The organism is Flavobacterium psychrotrophum, assembly GCF_003403075.1.
GTDB lineage: Bacteria > Bacteroidota > Bacteroidia > Flavobacteriales > Flavobacteriaceae > Flavobacterium > Flavobacterium psychrotrophum.
On record NZ_CP031557.1, the window covers coordinates 3,033,710 to 3,050,111 of the forward strand.

Here is a 16,402-nt window from a genome sequence, read left to right on the forward strand (position 1 = left end):
AGCTTAATTAAAATTTAAGGTTTACACCACCGCTAAATATCCGCTGGTTAGGATAGCTTGTAAAAGATGCCACCTCCGGGTCGCCATATTTAAACGGAGTAACCGTTAGCAGGTTTAGCCCCTGGGCAAATATCCTTAGCGACATACCTGTTAGCACTTTAGGAAACGTGTAACCTACCGTAAAGTTCTTTATCCTGAAATAATCTCCTGACTGTACGAAAAATGACGAACTGTTAGAAAAGTTTGGAGACGGATTAAAGAACACGTCTACTCCCGGGCGGATACCCGGTGTTGTAGCCCCCGTAGGGTTTTCAGGTGTCCAGCGGCCTATAACCGGCTCGTAAGCCTGGCCATAACTCTGGTTAATGTTTATAAAACCGGTTTGCATTACGTCGTTATTATAAACGATATCCCTGTTGTAAACGCCCTGTACGAGTACGTTAAAATCAAAACCTCTGTAATTAAAACCTGCCTCTATACCATAGAAAGATAGTGGCTTAAGATTACCAATAGCTGTAACGTCGAAGTCGTTTATTACTCCATCGCCGTTAAGATCTTTATATTTGATATCGCCCGGCTGAATGGTATTATTATTAATAGTAGCACTGTTAGCTATCTCTTCCCTGCTCTGGAAGAAACCATCTGCAACATAACCATAAATAGTGTTTACAGGATTGCCTGTTACCTTATTATAGCCATATGGCTTAAACTGCTCGTCAAAAAACTCACGTTTTGATGCCTGTTGCGACCAGTTTCCTGTAACATAGTAGTTAAAGTCGCCAATATTGTTTTGGTATGTTATTGATATTTCGCCACCTTTATAAAGGTTCTTGCCTATGTTTTCGGCAGGGTATGTAAATCCAATGATCTCTATACTTTTACCACGCGTTTGCAACAGGTCAAAATACTTGTCATAGTAGTAATCTGCAGTAATGTTCAGGTGATTTTTAAAGAGGCTGATGTCTACACCCACATCAAATTTATTAGCCTTTTCCCAGGTAACATTAGGGTTGAACAATGGCGCATTTTCTACTACACCCAGACCTGTACTACCAGAATATCCTAATGGATATGTATTATTGTCAAAGGCATTGGTAGTACTAAATGTCTGCCTCCAGTTATAATAGCCTGCATTATCTATACCGTTACCGGTACGCCCACAAACGGTGCGCAGTTTAAGCTGGTCTATCCACGATACATCTTTAAGAAAATCTTCTTTAGCTATATCATATCCTAAGCCAAAAGCATAGAATGTACCCCATTGCTGCCCCGGCCTGTAACCGTTATAAAAACTCCTGTTTATAGCGGCCTCAGCAAAGTATTTTTCGCTAATGTTGTATTTTACTGTTCCTGCTATATCTGCCGGAGTGTTAGGAAGGTCGTAGTTAGTGGTTACCGAATAAGTATCTGCAAGCGCTTTAGCTTCTATATTGTGTACACCAAAGGTTCTTTTATAATTTAAGGCTGCCTGCCCAAAGAAGTATCTTGAGTTACCTACCGATATAAAGTTATTGGTTTGCGGAGATACCGTACCGTATACAGAGTATCCTTCTGCACCGCTGTCATTTAGCGTATAATCGTATACCTGGCTCTGTTTTACCCTGGATATTGCCGTCCTGTTTTGTACAGAAATACTGGTAATACCTTTAAAGGTTAATCCTTTTAATATCTTATTAAAATCGTAATCAAGATTTACGGTAGTAAGCACATCTTTTTTGTTATCCTGTAGGTAACCAGAGTTTGTTGCCATTTCCCAAACGTTTCTTGTAAATGCACGGCTACCGCCATAAGTACCATTAGGGTTGTATACCGGATAAGCATTGTTAGGTGTTGTGTACAGTGTAGACAATACCGAGTTTGTTGTTGCACCCGGCTGGTTACCATCTTCTATCCTTCCAAAAAGGCTTAATCCTACCTTAAAATCATCGGTAACATTTATGTCTACTTTTGTAGTTACAAGGTATCGGTCAAGCGTCTGGTTAGTTTCATAGTCATTATTATCAGCCGTTTTAAAGAAACCGTCCTGGGTATAATAACCCAGGCTTAAGAAATAGCGTGCTGTTTTACCGCCTCCGTTAACATTTAGGTTGTAAATAGAAAGCGGTGCATTGTTTCTCAACACCTTGCTGTACCAGTTTACATCAGGATGCGTAAACGGGCTTGAGCCATCTTTAAACTTTTGATAATCTGCTTCGCTATATACCGGAGAAACACCTATTCTTTGCAGTCCCTCGTTAAGCAGGTAAGCATACTGGTATGCCGGTAATGGTTTTGGCAGGTTCATAGACTGCTGAAAACCTGTTTCGGCAGTAAAGTTTAGCCTGAATCCTTGTTTATCCGGCTCTTTAGTATTAATAATAAGCATACCCCTCGAACTCCTCATACCTAAAAGTATTGATGAGAGGGCATCTTTTTGTACCGAAATAGATTCGATATTTTGCGGGTCGATAGAGGAAAGGTCGCGCTGTACACCATCTATAACCACTACCGGGTTTTGCCCGCGCAGTGTAAGGTTAAACTGTGTATTATCTGACGTTATAGAACGTTGCCCCGGTAGCGGTATGCCCGCGCCGGTATATACGTTAAAATCTGTATTTGCTGTTGTTTGAGGATCCCTAAGACCACGGTATTGCTCTGTATATAAACCTGCAAGCCTGCCCGGTAACGCGTGTGCATATGTTTGCTGCAGCGTAGTGGTTAGCTGTGGTGTATAAATAGTAGACGCCGCGCCCAGGAAATGATCTTTTTGTACTTTGTCAAAAAGCACACTAAGCTCGTTTGTTTGTTTTAAAAACTTTTCACGTAGTGTAACCTTTACCTCTGCCGAAAGATTATCCGGCGTAAAGCTTACTTTTTCTACATAATATTTAGGATGAGAAAAGTAGACATCCTTATGCTCCTGAAAGCTAAAGGCAAAATCGCCTTCATTTATTGTTGTTGTTATAGAATCTTTATCTATAGTTTGTAGTACAACACCATTAACGGTATTGCCATACTCATCTATTACTTTACCTTTTATCTGGTTTGCATCGGCCGGCTGGTCTAAGTTCTCCTGGGCAAAAATATTGCAGGACAGCAAGAGCAGCATAAGCACAGCAATGCATTTAAACTTGTTGTTTATATAAGAATCGTGCATAAGACAACGCTTTTATTTAGGTTTATGAAATTCTCAGAAATTAATTACAATCAAATAAGTACTTAAATAAAGAACCGTCGCTTTCTTTTATTTCTACAGATCCGTCAGCATTCCTGAAAGAATAATCTATGTAAGCTATCTCCTCGCCTTCCGGTATCTGGTAATAATTGGCAGGCCATATCGTTATAGAGTAGATATTATTAAGTTCTGACTCCCGCTGCATATTACTTGTTGCAGCACTACCACATATCTGGTAGACTCCGCCATTATTTGTATATGCAGTAGAGCAAAAATAAATTGCATTTGCATTTATTAGTTGGTTTGGCTGTATATCCCCTTGAAATTTAAAGGTCACAAAATCGTTTTTGGTAGCGGTTAGCGGCTGTGCTACATTATAGTGCAGTTCGCAAAAATCGATGGTGGCACCTGTACCGTTAACTACTTCTATACAGTCAGAGTACATTACTTTCCATCTCCTGTCATCAGTACCAAGTCCGTCACCGGAGTTGTTTACAAAAAAACCAATCTTAGCCTTAAGGTTTTTAGCACCTACCAGTGTTTTTATTGTTACATCGGCAGTTACTTCCTCGTTGTTAGCTACAGAATAGGTTTTGTCGCTCTGAAACGTAACCCATTTCATATCATTAAGCACGTTTGGCCCTACGCCAAATGTGTTTTTTAAATGCTGCGCCCAGGTAAGCCCTCCTCCATTTGCAGGTACCACGCTATTAGGAACAATATTCATATACTGCACCCCTTCGTCAATAGAACTTAGGTAAGTAACTGTAGTGTTTGCTTCGGCTTCCCAGCTGTTAGGTACCAGTATAGAAATAATTAGTTTTTCTCCTGTTGAGTCTTCATTAGGCTTTACCCTTACCTTCATAGTAAATGTTGCCTGCTCGTTAGCATTAAGAGTATCTTCATAATCTATACCATCAAGAAAAACACACGAAACAGCCACAAACGCCACTAAAAGTAAACTAAGTATAAGAGACCTTCTATTATTAAAATATTTCATAATATCGTTTTATTGCGACACACTTTGCAGTGTATAAGTATAAGTGTTACTGCTACAGCCCGGGCTTCCGCTTATTTGTATCTGCCTTTTACCATCTACTATTGGGTAAGAAAACTCAAGGCTGGTGACATCCTGCGAATCCGACAGAAAATTGATTTTAAATGCATATTGTTTATCATCCAGCGACCAGGTTCCCGGCCGTGACACTACAAATGGCAGATAGTTTTCAAAAATATAGGTCCCATCCTCCAGAAAGTTGACCCTGAACTGGCTAAAGTTAACCTTAGTGGTAATATCTTCGCCGTTCCTTTCTATTTTGATAACCTGCCAGCTTCCGGCAATATCTTTTATTGGTTCGTTATAATCTCCCGTATCTGTAGAAGGTGCACACGCCGTAAACAATACAAGCATGGTGACAGCTGCTAACGAAAAAATCTTTCTCATTGCTCTTAAGGTTTAAAATTATCCGGCAGGCTTACCCACCGGATAAAATAGAGATTGAATTACTTTTTAATGATCCTGAAGCTTGAGGTAGCTTTACCTGACTTCACAGTAACCATATATATGCCTGAGGTAAGGTCTCCGGTTCCAAGCTTATTATCAAAATTGAATACCTCGTTATTATCTGTAGCAGCACCTTTAAATGCTTTTACTTTTCTGCCTGTGGTATCAAAAATGCTTACTTCATAAGCAGTACCGGCATTTACACCCAGTGGAAAACTAATCTTATCAGTAAAAGGGTTAGGATATGCAGCAATTTTTACTGCCTTTTCAAAACCATCTGTACCTGCTGTAGGTGTGCAATAGTTGTTTACAGTACCCGTACCACCTGTTACAGGCATACAGTCGCTGTAAGACACCTTCCACCTGTCAGCATCGTCACTAAGTCCATCACTTGAGTTATTTACAAAGAAGCCCATTTGTGCTGTAAGATTCTCGTTTCCAACAAGCGCCCTGATTTTTACCGCAGCTGTCATCGTAGCGTTTTCTGTAAAGCTATATACCTTATCACTCTGGAAAGCCACCCACTGCATATTTGATCCTGCAGCATTAGGCCCAACGCCAAATTTTGCAGCAAGGTGCTGTGGCCATGTATTAGTACCGCCATGTGCGGGTAATACACTATCCGGTATAAGCGTCATGGTCTGTACACCTTCATCTCCTGCATTTGTACTGGTATAGTTTACCGTAACATTTGTAGCAGGATTCCAGCTGGCCGGCATAAGCACACCAATTATAAGCCTCTCGTTTTCAATATCATCTGCAAGTTCTACACGAACGCTCATTGTAAATTCTGCTGTCTCGCCAGCAACAAGGGCATTAGGCGTTTCAACACCATCAAGATAAACACATGATGTAACTAATAATGCTAATGCAGCCAGTGCTAAAAGCCTTTTACTCTTAAAAATTTTGGTAATGTTTTTCATAAGGTAAGTCGTTTTATACGTTTATATAATTGTTAATAAGATGGGTTTTGAATTAGTTCAGGCGATTTAGATATCTCGCTATAAGGTATAGGCCAGAAATACTGGGCATCCCTCCATATGTGCTGGCGCACATTAAAATCGGTAAAGTTTACAGACGATCCGTTCCTGTTTACCTCTTTGCCTTTCATCAGTTGGCTTTCGGTAGTTGGGGCGATCATCCAGCGGCGTACATCCCAAAAACGGTGGCTTTCAAACATAAGCTCTACCTGCCTTTCGTGTCTTATAACCTCGCGCATTGCCTCTTTACTAAGCCCTGTAGGAAGTTTATAAGGGTTCAGTCCGGCTACCTGCCTTACCGATTCTATAGCATTATACACATCAGTATCTGGCCCCATAAACTCGTTTCGGGCTTCAGCAAAACTTAGTAATATTTCAGAATAGCGTATTAGTGGGCGTTCCTGGCTGGTAGTAATACCATCTGTACCTGATATATCCCTGTTACGGAATTTATTAATATAGTATCCTGTAGTAGTACCAGAGTGTACTGCATCCTGTCCGGCAGGCTGGCCCTCATAACTACCCAGATAAATATCTACCGGTGTAGATAGTGCATTACCCGCAGGTAGTAGTGCCTGGTCGTGTATAATACTGTTCTTAAATCGAGGATCTCTGTTTTGGTACGGGTTAGCAGGATTGTAGCCCGATGTAGGGTCTGTAATATCTTTACCATTAGCCATCTGGAAAGCATCGATAGTTTGCTGATATGGGAAACCACCCGGGCCTACAGAACCCCTTGATGGTGGATTAAATAGTTGCTCTAACTGTGCACCTCCACCAGCCTGAAATTCCAGGATAGTTCCTCCTGTAGCTGCAGCAACATTACTTGCTACACCACCTGCATTAGCGTTAAACTGAGCATACCAGCCATAACCCGGCTCACGGGTATTATCTAAATACATTTGATATGCACCAGTATTTATAACATCCTGGGCTGCTTCCATAGCAATCCTCCAGCGGTCTTGATTCTCGGTAGGGTATCCTAAAAGGCTATTGTATGGCTCGCCAAAATCGCTGCCGTTAAATAATGGGCTGGCTGCATATAATAGCACCCTTGCCTTTAATGCTTTACAAGCCCCTGCTCCGGCACGGCCATATTGCCTGCCCGATGGTTTCATTGTTAGCATTGCCGCCGCTGCATCACACTCAGAAACTATGTAATTAACAACTTCTTCATATGTGGCGCGTTCTGCCGGAATGCGTTCTGTAGCATTGTAAATAGCATCGCCTACAAGCGGCACACCCCCATAATGCTGCAATAGTGCCGCATAATACCATGCCCTTAAAAAACGTGCCTCGCCTCCAAAGCTTTGCTTACGCGCATTAGAAAGAGGCGTAGTAGGTAAATGTTTAAGGAACACATTAACTTTGCGTATGTAAGCATAGGGTACAGCCCATGCCCTGTTATCTATAGTTACTGAATTTACAGTACCTGTTACAAATTGCAGGTCGGCGGTTACCGATGGCAATACAAGAGGTTCTGCCTCATCTCCTGCTGTCTGCAAACCTCCTGCCCTTACAAAGCCTGCCGAGAACCTGTCCGGTGCACTTGCAAAGCCTATTTGCGTATAAATATCAGATAAGAATGCAGTAGTATAAGTACTGTCGGCAAATACGGTAGCCTCATCAAGGTCGGTGGTAACCGTCTGGTCAAGGAAATCTTTACTACAGGAAACCATTGACTGTAGCACTAAAATAATTAATAAGGTTTTAACAAATATTCTCATAGCTGTCTGGGTTACTAAATCGTTATAGCAAAATGAACAAAAAATTTTAGGTAAATCGTTTTAGCAATATTACAATAAAAATTACATATAACAAATATTTAATAATCAATTTTTTTTAGGGTAAAAAGTTGCTAAATACACAAATTATCAAAAAAATAACGTTTACGCAATTCGCTTAATTTTTTGTTAAGAAAATCAACGAAAACGTTTATTTTTTAATCTCTTTCCAATTATCTGATCGAAAAGGAACTGCCGGAATTTTCTCTTTATTTTCGAAATTTGTTACCGGATAGTTGGTAAAAGCATACCTTACAGCTACTGGCTGCGTTACTTTTAGCGATGCCAAAACCACTTTTTCGCCGTCGATGACAGCTTCAGCATCATAAAATTGCTGGTCAACACCTGCAAGTTGAAAGTATTTTGGCGCCTTTCCGTCGTTAGTTTGCAACCCGGATTTTACTGTTTCAGGGTAAAAATTCACGATAGCCTTTGCTCCTCTAAACTCCACATAATCAAATGTTGGCCCTTTATAATCCTGGTTAAGTCTGACGTACGTACGGTTAAGCGCCGTTTTAGCAAGGCGAACGCCTATTGGCTTCTTATTTTTAGGATGCAGGTCTTTAGCCTCGCCCACATCCATAGTTACTACCATTTCGGTATTATTAAGGTTTGAAATCTTACCTTGTGCCTCCCTGAAAAAAGCATCGCCATAAGCTGCGGGGTCTTCAATATCCTGATAATAAGGAGCAACCTGCACATAATAGAACGGAAAATTACCCTGTTTAAAAGCATCGCGCCATGCACCTATCATGGCATACATTAGTTGGGTATAGTTTTCTCTTTCAGTATGATTTGCTTCTCCCTGATACCAAACTACTCCTTTTATAGATAGATTAGTAAACGGATGTATAAGAGCATTATATAGCAAATACGGCCTTGTTACTTTTTCGAAAGAAAAACCTCCGTTTATTACTTCTTTAGATTTTTCTGAAGATAAATATGGCTGAAGATAGGCTTCATTTAAAAGCGGATTGTTAGCTAAAACATCTTTAGGCACATAAGCCTGCGCCGCCGAAGCTCCTATTCCTGTAAACAATAACCCCACCGGAACATCTAATTCCTTTTGCAGCAAAGCTCCAAAATAATATCCTACGGCAGAGAATTCTTTAGCTGTCTCTGGTGTGCATGCCTTCCATGTACCCGATACCGTATTTATGGGTGTATCGCTAAAATTAAGCCCAGTGCTAAACAGCCTGATGTTTGGGTTATTGGCTTGTGCCAGCTCAGCCGCCGCATTGGGCACTTCTTTCATGCCAAACTGCATATTCGACTGCCCACTGCAAATCCATACTTCGCCAATAAGCACATTAGTTAATTCTGCTTTTTCTTTACCGCTCGATATTGATACAGTATGTTTCGCATAATCGCCTTTACTTACCTTTATAACAGGAATTATACCTTTAAATGCTCCTTTATTATCGGCCAACACAGTAACAGGCGAAGTCCAGTCTGCGGTAATTTTTACCGTTGCTCCGGGCTTTGCTGTACCCCAAACCGTAAATGGCTGGTTTTGCTGCACAACCATATTAGCAGTAAGCGGATCAGCAAATTTAAGGGTTGCTTTTTGTGCTAATGATATCAAGGAGACAAAACACATTGCACACACCAGCATTGGTTTTATAGCTTTTAAAAAAAATCTCATTATTCTTTAATGTTATTATATGGTTCTACCACCAGCACAGGCGTATCGCCGTTAAGTGCCGTTTTTATAATTTCAAGGGTAACCTCTTTAGATTCCCCCGGAAGTAACGAAAAGTAACTATCTGTCTTAAACGTTGGCAGATACTGCTCTAACGTTTTGCTGTTTACAAGCCTTACATCTGTAGCAAAGGCTATCATTTTAGATGATGCAGGGTTTGTAATTGTAGCGGTTACAAAATATTTCCCCTCTTTTTCTGTTACTGTTTTAGCAACATCAAGATTAACTTTCTCAAGTTTATCAAGAGCAGTATAGTCCAGTGACTTCTCTCCTCTCCAGTAAAAATTCTCAGATACTAATGTACCCTCTGCATTTTTAAGCTTCAGCTTTATAAAGTGTATCGGTGGTAATTTATCTTTACCTTTTTCTTCTGCCTTAATATTATATGCCTCAATTTCATATAGCGAATAGCCCCAGTCTGTAGCGCGTTCTACACCCTGTATTTTTATATAACGGGTAGTCATTGGCTTAAAGGTAATCTCATCGGTACCGCCATCGCCAGTTTTAGTATCATAAAGCTCTTTCCAGTCTTTACCGTTGTTAGATACTAAAACTTTATATGCCTTGCCATAAGCACTTTCCCATAACAACCTTATGGTATTGATCTCGGTAGGCGCGCCAAGGTCTACATATATCCACTCATTGTCATTATAATTACTGCTCCAGCGCGTACCCGCACTACCATCGGTAACAATGCCCGCGTCTTTAGCATCTTTAGAAGAAGACGAAGCCACAACAGCCTTACCGTTAGCCAGGTTATTTATATTGAAATTTAACTTTAACGCTTTTGTAGATTTATTAGCAGGAGCAGTAACCGTTGCTTTCATACCAAAACTTTCAAGGGGTTTCCCGGTCATGTCATACAGAGCAGCCTCAGCTATAAGGTTTGCATAATCGTTTAGTGTACCGTTTACTACATTAATAGTATTATCTGCCGCAGACCACTGTATATGCAGCGGCTCGCATCCTGCTTTTACACCCCAGTAAGCACCATTAAGGTCATAATAATAATCATAGGTTTGCCATACAAAAGACGGATATGCCGACTGGCTCATCCACGTCATGATACCTGTAGCATCATCCCACTGGGTATGGCGCCAGCCTTCATACATGGCTTTATTTGTTTCCAGGTTCAGCAACTGTGCTTTTTGAGTAAAATCTTTAATTCCCTTTGCTTTGCCATAACTTTCGTCTATAGTTTTCTCGTATTTGTCAGGGCCGCCATTAGCTGCCGACGGGCCAAAGAAATGCTTATCCCACATATCGTTACGCGGCCACCAGTTCTCTTTTGGCATGAATTTTTTAAAACTTTCAAAGGTTGTAAATACCGCGGTACCTACCTCGCTACGGAAACCTTTTACCGTTCCCTCATCTCCTTCAAAGCCGCCAAGCCCCGCAAAATATGTTTGCGGACTAAAATTTGCCCATGGCCCACTGCCTGATAGCCCGCCTATTTTTCTTGAATTGGGTTGGTACCTTCTGTCGCCACCATCATATTTAAGAACGACTTCTTTAAGCATATCGTCAAGCGGTGGCTCAGGAGAACTTTCGTTATCGCCACACCATACCGCAATACTCGCATGGTTTCTTAACCTCTTTATTTTCTCTATAGCATTCTTGTTGAATGTCTCTATATCGCGTGGCAGGTTTTTGTGCGAATTAAGCCAAAAATCGTCCCATACCATCATGCCATATTTGTCGCAGGCATCATAAAACTCTTCATCGGTTACAGATCCTATCCAGTTCCTGATAACATTGAAATTCATTTCTTTATGAAGCCTTACCTTCGTATCATATTCGTTGCCACGGCATTTTAGTAAATATTCTGACATACCCCAGTTGCCACCTTTTAAAAAGATGCGCTCGCCATTTACAAATACATGAAACATACCATTGATTGTCTCATACTTATATTCCCTAATACCAAAAACTTCTTTATCCTGGGCGCTTACCGTTTTGCCTTCTGTAAATTGCAGGTTACAGGTATATAGATCCTGTGCTCCGTAACCGTTAGGCCACCACAGTTTAGGGTTCTTAATATTCAGTTGCTTGTAAGCTTCCTTATCAAAATTGATTATTTTTCTTTCGTTAGCATCAAACGTTACCGGCATTTCAAAGGCTATATTCCCTGGCATTATCATGCCCTTTAAAACTCCTGATTTTTTTTCAGCGGTGTGATTCTGAAGCTCCGCTTGTACACTAAGGTTGGCTTCTGTTTTAGAGATCAGGTCAGTGCGTACCCAGGTATCGTGCAGGGTTACATTGCCCGAATTACTAAGGTAAACATTATCAGTAATGCCCATTAAAAGTCCCGGTACATAAGGCATCCAGTCCCAGCTGGCGCTGGATATATAAGTAGGGCTTGCAAAGTTAGGTATTGGCTTTACAGGATAATATACCAATACAGCCAGTATATTATTACCGTCTTTAGCGGCAACATCTGTAATATCAAACATCCCCCTGTCCATAAATCCGTCCAGGTGGCCTAATTTTTTCCCGTTTAAGAAAACATCAGCTTTCCTGTTGATACCTTCAAAATTAAGCCATGTCTTACCTGACTTATAATTCTCCGGAATGGTAAGGCTTGTTTTGTACCAAAAATTGCGGTCATATTTATCTTTATCAACCTTATAAATATTATCGCCAAAGTTTGGTTCTTTTTCAGCGCCTGCGTTTACATAATCGTTAAACACAATGCCCGGTACTGTAGCACTTACCCAGCCCGTTGACTGAAAATTACTGTCGAATATTTTAAGGCTGTCTGCTCCTACAAGGTTTTGTGGTTTTACCTGCCAGTTTACTAATGGCGAGCCACTGTCTAACGAAACGCTATCCGCATGGGCAGTATATTTTTTAGAACAGTTTGATAGTAGTAATACACATAAAAACAGTGCAATAAATTGTTGTGCTTTTTTGGTTATCATTTGTTTTTGGAATTTTATTTGTCGCTGACTTCCTATCGGCAGCAATTACTTTTATTTCTTTTTAAGTGGCCTTGCTGATACGCCTTTATCGGTTAGCTGTACTTTTTTGATGAAACCGTCTTTATCAAATTCCAGCTTCTCGATACAGGTAGCACGATGATTACCATTAGTATCGCCAATTGGCCTGCGATGGTAAACAATGTACCACTCATCTTTACCCGGAATTTTTATTAATGAATGGTGCCCCGCCCCTCGCGCCACAGCAGGATCCTGCTCCAGCACGGTCGCAATTCTTTTAAATGGCCCCATTGGCGAATCTGCAATCGCATAAGCCACTTTATAATCCGGCCCGGTCCAGTCGCCTTCAGACCACATAAAGTAATATTTGCCGTTGCGCTTAAACATAAAAGGCCCTTCTACATAATCCTGGGGTGTAATTTCTTTAAACGTTTCGCCATCAATTGTTTTAAAACCTGTAAAGTCATCATTTAGCAAGGCCATGTTACAATGCCTCCATCCCCCATAAATAAGGTAATAGTTATCGCCATCTTTAAATACAAACTGGTCTATGGGCTGTGCGCCATTATAAAACTTATCAATTAGCGGCTTGCCAAGGTAATCTTTAAACGGCCCTTCGGGGTGGCTTGCTACCGCAATGCCTATTCCCCCACCCTGATTGTCTTTTTGTATATCGTTTGCGCTAAAAAACAAAAAGTATTTACCTTTCTTTTCTATTATAGACGGTGCCCACATGGCATATTTAGCCCATTTTACCGATGCTGTATCTATAATGCGCTCATGTTTTTGCCAGGTTACAAGGTCTTTTGAAGAAAAAGCATCCATAAAAACCTGTTTCTCATACTTATCAGAATAGGTGGGATAGATAAAATATTTGCCTTCAAAAATTGCTCCTTCGGGGTCAGCATACCAGCCTTTGATAACCGGGTTGCCCGCGCTTTTTACCTGCGCGTTGCAACCCAGCATACCTGATATAACCATTAGAAAAAGTAAATACTTGCTGTTTATCATTGCTTGATTATTTTATATGTTGTAGTATTCCTATTGCATTTTAAAGCTAAAAAATATACACCCGATGCAAGGGTTCCCCCTTCTTTAGTTGTGGGTTCCCAGTCAAAGACTGTTTTAGCTAATAAGTTCTTTCCTTTGTGCTGCGCTACTAACCTGCCCGAAGCATCCCTGAGTTCTATCTCAAAAGTACTGCCCATGTTTAAAGGTAATGGTATCGAAATACTATTTTTAAACGGATTAGGATATGGTGCCGTTTTATCGTTAAGCTGCGGCTTATCTGATGCCAGTACCGCCTGCCCATACACTTCCAGTTCGTAGATAGAATATCCCCATACCGATGCGCGCTGTATGCCACTTACCCTTACATAACGGGCATTGACAGATAAGCCGTTAAATTCATTATCCAGTTCTGTATTGTTATCTACCATTTGCAACACTGTCCAGTTAATGCCATCAGTAGAAGTATCTATGCTGTATTTAGAGGCACGCGCTCCCTCCCACTTTATCTTAATGCGGTTTATCTGGTATTGTTCCAGCAAGTCTGTCATTAGCCATTGCGGGTCAGAATAATTACTTTCCCAACGTGTAGCATAACTGCCGTCTGTGGCTTTGCCTGCCGTATTTATAGTGCCAAATGTTGATGAAACCGTAGTAGGCTTAAACAATGCCAGATTCTGGATCAGACCCATTTCAGGGTCATTATACGGTGTAGCCTTTACTTGCGGCGTTATACCCTGTAATTGCGACGATCTTACTTTTATGGTAACCAGCTTGCTCTCTCCGGGGAACAGTGTAAAGTATCCCTTATCAATAAAAGCAGGCAAAATAGCTTGCCCTGTCGCTGGGTTAACCAATTGCACACGTACTGCAAAAGCGGTTTCCTGCACGGGATTGCTTATTGTAGCTGTTACTACTGTTTCATCTGCTCCGGCCTGTACCTGTTGTGCCACAGTAAGTGTTACCGGGTGGAGGGTATTGACGTAGTTATAATTGTTTTCGTTGAGCGTAGGCCAGTAAAAGTTTTCTGAAACCACAGCGCCGGAAGCATCCGTTAGCCTGAGTCTTTCAAAATATACCTGCGTTAGCCTGGCCGTATCAATATTCAGGTTGCCAAAAACGTCTGCCACCTTGGCATCTGCCGCCAATTCAGGCAGGTTTGCCTGAAAAGTATACTGCGTTTCCCCATGCAGGTTTACAATCTCCAGGCTGGCATTAAGCCAGGAACGGGCTGCACCTGATGTATTAACTACTTCAAATTTACCGGTTGTTGGTACTTTTAAAATATGTACCGGTTCGCAGGCTGCCTTAACTCCCCAGTATGCACCGTTAAGGTCATAATAGTAATCATAAGTTTGCCAAAGCATTGATGGATATGCCGACTGGCTCATCCAGATGATGAGTCCGGAGGCATCATTGTTAAGGTTGTGCAGCCAGCCCTCATACATGGCCTGGTTAACCTGTATGTTTACCAACTGCGATTTCTTACAGAACTCCTGTATGCTGCTACAATTGCCATAGTAGTTATTTACAGTTTCAAAAAACTTATTGGCATTAGCCGCCGGTGCGTAGGTATCGCCAAAAAAATGCTGCTCCCACATGGTATTGCGTGGCCACTGGTTTGCCTCCGGCATAAACTTCTGAAAACTATCGTAGTTAGGAAATACTGCCGTACCCAGTTCGCTGCGCATGCCGTAGCTTTCTATGGCGCCGGGCATTCTTGGGGCAGTATTAAAATACTCTGCCGGATGAAAGTTTTGCCACGGCCCGCTGCCACTCATACTGCCGTGGTTTGAGTTGGGCTGAAACCAACGGTCATCGCCGTCGTACTGGTTTACTGCGCTCCTGTACATGCTTACATAATCGTCTGGCGGGGTCATTTCGTTAGCACCACACCACAATGCTATTGAGGCATAGTTGCGGTTACGCTTTATCTTTTCGGCAACATTATTCCTGAAAACTTCAAAATCCGGCCAGTTAAAATAAGTTGTAATCAGCCAGAAATCATCCCACACCATGATGCCGTGCTTGTCGCAGGCTTCATAAAATTCTTCATCTGTAGTAGCCCCTGTCCAGTTACGAATCACGTTGTAATTCATTTCTTTATGAAGCCGTATCTTGGTATCATATTCGTCTTTTTTGCAACGCAGCATATATTCAGACATGCCCCAGTTACCCCCTTTGAGAAAAATCTTCTTTCCGTTAATATATAAATGGAATACATCTCCTGTGGTATCATAACTATACTCCCTGATGCCAAACGTTACATTCTTCTGGTCAGATACGGTACCGTCTTTCTTAAATTCGAAATTACAGGTGTACAGGTTTTGCGCACCGTAGCCATTTGGCCACCACAGCTGCGGATTATTAACCGTAAGCTCAGTTACTGCATTTACAGTACCATTTGCAGGAATGGTAACCGTTTTAGAAAAGGGTATGTTGCCCGGCATAATTGTACCACTCAAAACACCGGTTATGGCCTTACCAGAATTATTTTTTAGCTCTGCCGATATTTTTAAATTAGCAACGGCCTCAGATAGTACTTTGGTCCTGATCCACGGGTCGTTTATGGTAACTTCGTTAGAAGTACTGATGTAGATATCATTAGTTATACCGCTATTAAGGCCGGGAACATAAGGCATCCAGTCCCAACTTGCACTGGGTATATAAGTGGGGCTTGCAGAGCAGTTAAGTGCGCCCTGCGGCAGGTATACCAGTATGGCAAGCGCATTGCTGCCCAATGTGTTTATAAAGCTTGTAATATCATATTTTCCGCGCTGTAGTATTCCTTTAATGTTCCCCAGGAAATGGCCGTTAAAGTACACATCGGCATCGCGGTTTACCCCTTCAAGGTTTAGCCATTTTCTATTTCCGGAAAGGCTGGCAGGGATTGCAAGTTCTGTGCGGTACCAAAAATTTTTGTTATACTTTGTGCGGTCAGCCCTATAGATGTTATCGCCATAGTCAGGATTTTCCTCAAAGCCCTGTGCCACATAAGCAGCAAAAACAGTACCCGGCACTGTAGCTGTTACCCACCCCGAAGTATCATAACCCGGCTGCAAAACGGGCGCCGTGTTAGTTACCTGGTCTGCCGGATAAACCTTCCAGTTTGTTAGCGGATTACTGCTATCAAGGTTCAGCATATTCGATTGTGCAAAGGCCGCCGTACAAAGCAGCCGAAGCAAAAAATATATCAGGATAAAATTAGTAGGTCTTTTTTTCATTGGTCATTTTTTAGCCTTCAATCGCTAAAACGATTTAGCAAAAGAATTAAATAATTATTAATTTACAAAATATTTCTGCCTAAAATTATACACCAAATAATAAA

Annotated in this window: 9 protein-coding genes; all 9 read right to left on the reverse strand. The window is 41.4% G+C overall.

Features of this window, described 5'->3' with window-relative positions:
• Window positions 1-7: 7 nt before the first annotated feature.
• The 9 genes from DYH63_RS13020 to DYH63_RS13060 all read right to left on the reverse strand — a co-directional run bounded on the left by DYH63_RS13020 (window position 8) and on the right by DYH63_RS13060 (window position 16,298).
• Window positions 8-3,136, reverse strand: coding sequence for a SusC/RagA family TonB-linked outer membrane protein (locus tag DYH63_RS13020; RefSeq protein WP_116789220.1), 3,129 nt, complete (start codon window positions 3,134-3,136; stop codon window positions 8-10).
• Window positions 3,137-3,176: 40 nt separating this feature from the next.
• A complete protein-coding gene (locus DYH63_RS13025; RefSeq protein WP_116789221.1) occupies window positions 3,177-4,154 on the reverse strand; it encodes a DUF4961 domain-containing protein in 978 nt (325 codons plus the stop codon).
• Between the two features lie 9 nt (window positions 4,155-4,163).
• A complete protein-coding gene (locus DYH63_RS13030) occupies window positions 4,164-4,598 on the reverse strand; it encodes a DUF5004 domain-containing protein (protein WP_116789222.1) in 435 nt (144 codons plus the stop codon).
• Window positions 4,599-4,657: 59 nt separating this feature from the next.
• Window positions 4,658-5,581 carry a DUF4961 domain-containing protein gene (locus DYH63_RS13035; RefSeq protein ID WP_116789223.1) on the reverse strand — a complete coding sequence of 308 codons (924 nt, stop codon included), beginning with the start codon at window positions 5,579-5,581 and terminating at the stop codon, window positions 4,658-4,660.
• A gap of 32 nt (window positions 5,582-5,613) precedes the next feature.
• A complete protein-coding gene (locus tag DYH63_RS13040) occupies window positions 5,614-7,365 on the reverse strand; it encodes a RagB/SusD family nutrient uptake outer membrane protein (RefSeq protein WP_116789224.1) in 1,752 nt (583 codons plus the stop codon).
• 208 nt (window positions 7,366-7,573) lie between these two features.
• Complete coding sequence (locus DYH63_RS13045) at window positions 7,574-9,067, reverse strand: sialate O-acetylesterase (RefSeq protein ID WP_205528248.1); 1,494 nt, start codon at window positions 9,065-9,067, stop codon at window positions 7,574-7,576.
• Entirely contained in the window at window positions 9,067-12,048 is a 2,982-nt protein-coding gene (locus DYH63_RS13050) for a discoidin domain-containing protein (RefSeq protein WP_116789225.1), read from the reverse strand. The genes DYH63_RS13045 and DYH63_RS13050 overlap by 1 nt, the downstream gene beginning before the upstream one ends.
• Before the next feature lie 51 nt (window positions 12,049-12,099).
• Window positions 12,100-13,077, reverse strand: a complete 978-nt coding sequence (locus DYH63_RS13055) for a glycoside hydrolase family 43 protein (RefSeq protein WP_116789226.1) — start codon at window positions 13,075-13,077, stop codon at window positions 12,100-12,102.
• The gene (locus tag DYH63_RS13060) at window positions 13,074-16,298 is read right to left on the reverse strand and encodes a discoidin domain-containing protein (protein WP_116789227.1); all 3,225 of its coding nucleotides are present in this window, start codon (window positions 16,296-16,298) and stop codon (window positions 13,074-13,076) included. Before DYH63_RS13060 ends, DYH63_RS13055 begins: the two co-directional genes overlap by 4 nt.
• Between the last annotated feature and the right edge of the window lie 104 nt (window positions 16,299-16,402).

Excerpts from the sequence above, each read along its gene's own strand:
- DYH63_RS13045 (WP_205528248.1), bottom strand. The coding sequence starts at position 9,067 with ATGAGATTTTTTTTAAAAGCTATAAAACCAATGCTGGTGTGTGCAATG.
- DYH63_RS13020 (WP_116789220.1), bottom strand. The coding sequence starts at position 3,136 with ATGCACGATTCTTATATAAACAACAAGTTTAAATGCATTGCTGTGCTT.
- DYH63_RS13050 (WP_116789225.1), bottom strand. The coding sequence starts at position 12,048 with ATGATAACCAAAAAAGCACAACAATTTATTGCACTGTTTTTATGTGTA.
- DYH63_RS13030 (WP_116789222.1), bottom strand. The coding sequence starts at position 4,598 with ATGAGAAAGATTTTTTCGTTAGCAGCTGTCACCATGCTTGTATTGTTT.
- DYH63_RS13040 (WP_116789224.1), bottom strand. The coding sequence starts at position 7,365 with ATGAGAATATTTGTTAAAACCTTATTAATTATTTTAGTGCTACAGTCA.
- DYH63_RS13035 (WP_116789223.1), bottom strand. The coding sequence starts at position 5,581 with ATGAAAAACATTACCAAAATTTTTAAGAGTAAAAGGCTTTTAGCACTG.
- DYH63_RS13025 (WP_116789221.1), bottom strand. The coding sequence starts at position 4,154 with ATGAAATATTTTAATAATAGAAGGTCTCTTATACTTAGTTTACTTTTA.
- DYH63_RS13060 (WP_116789227.1), bottom strand. The coding sequence starts at position 16,298 with ATGAAAAAAAGACCTACTAATTTTATCCTGATATATTTTTTGCTTCGG.
- DYH63_RS13055 (WP_116789226.1), bottom strand. The coding sequence starts at position 13,077 with ATGATAAACAGCAAGTATTTACTTTTTCTAATGGTTATATCAGGTATG.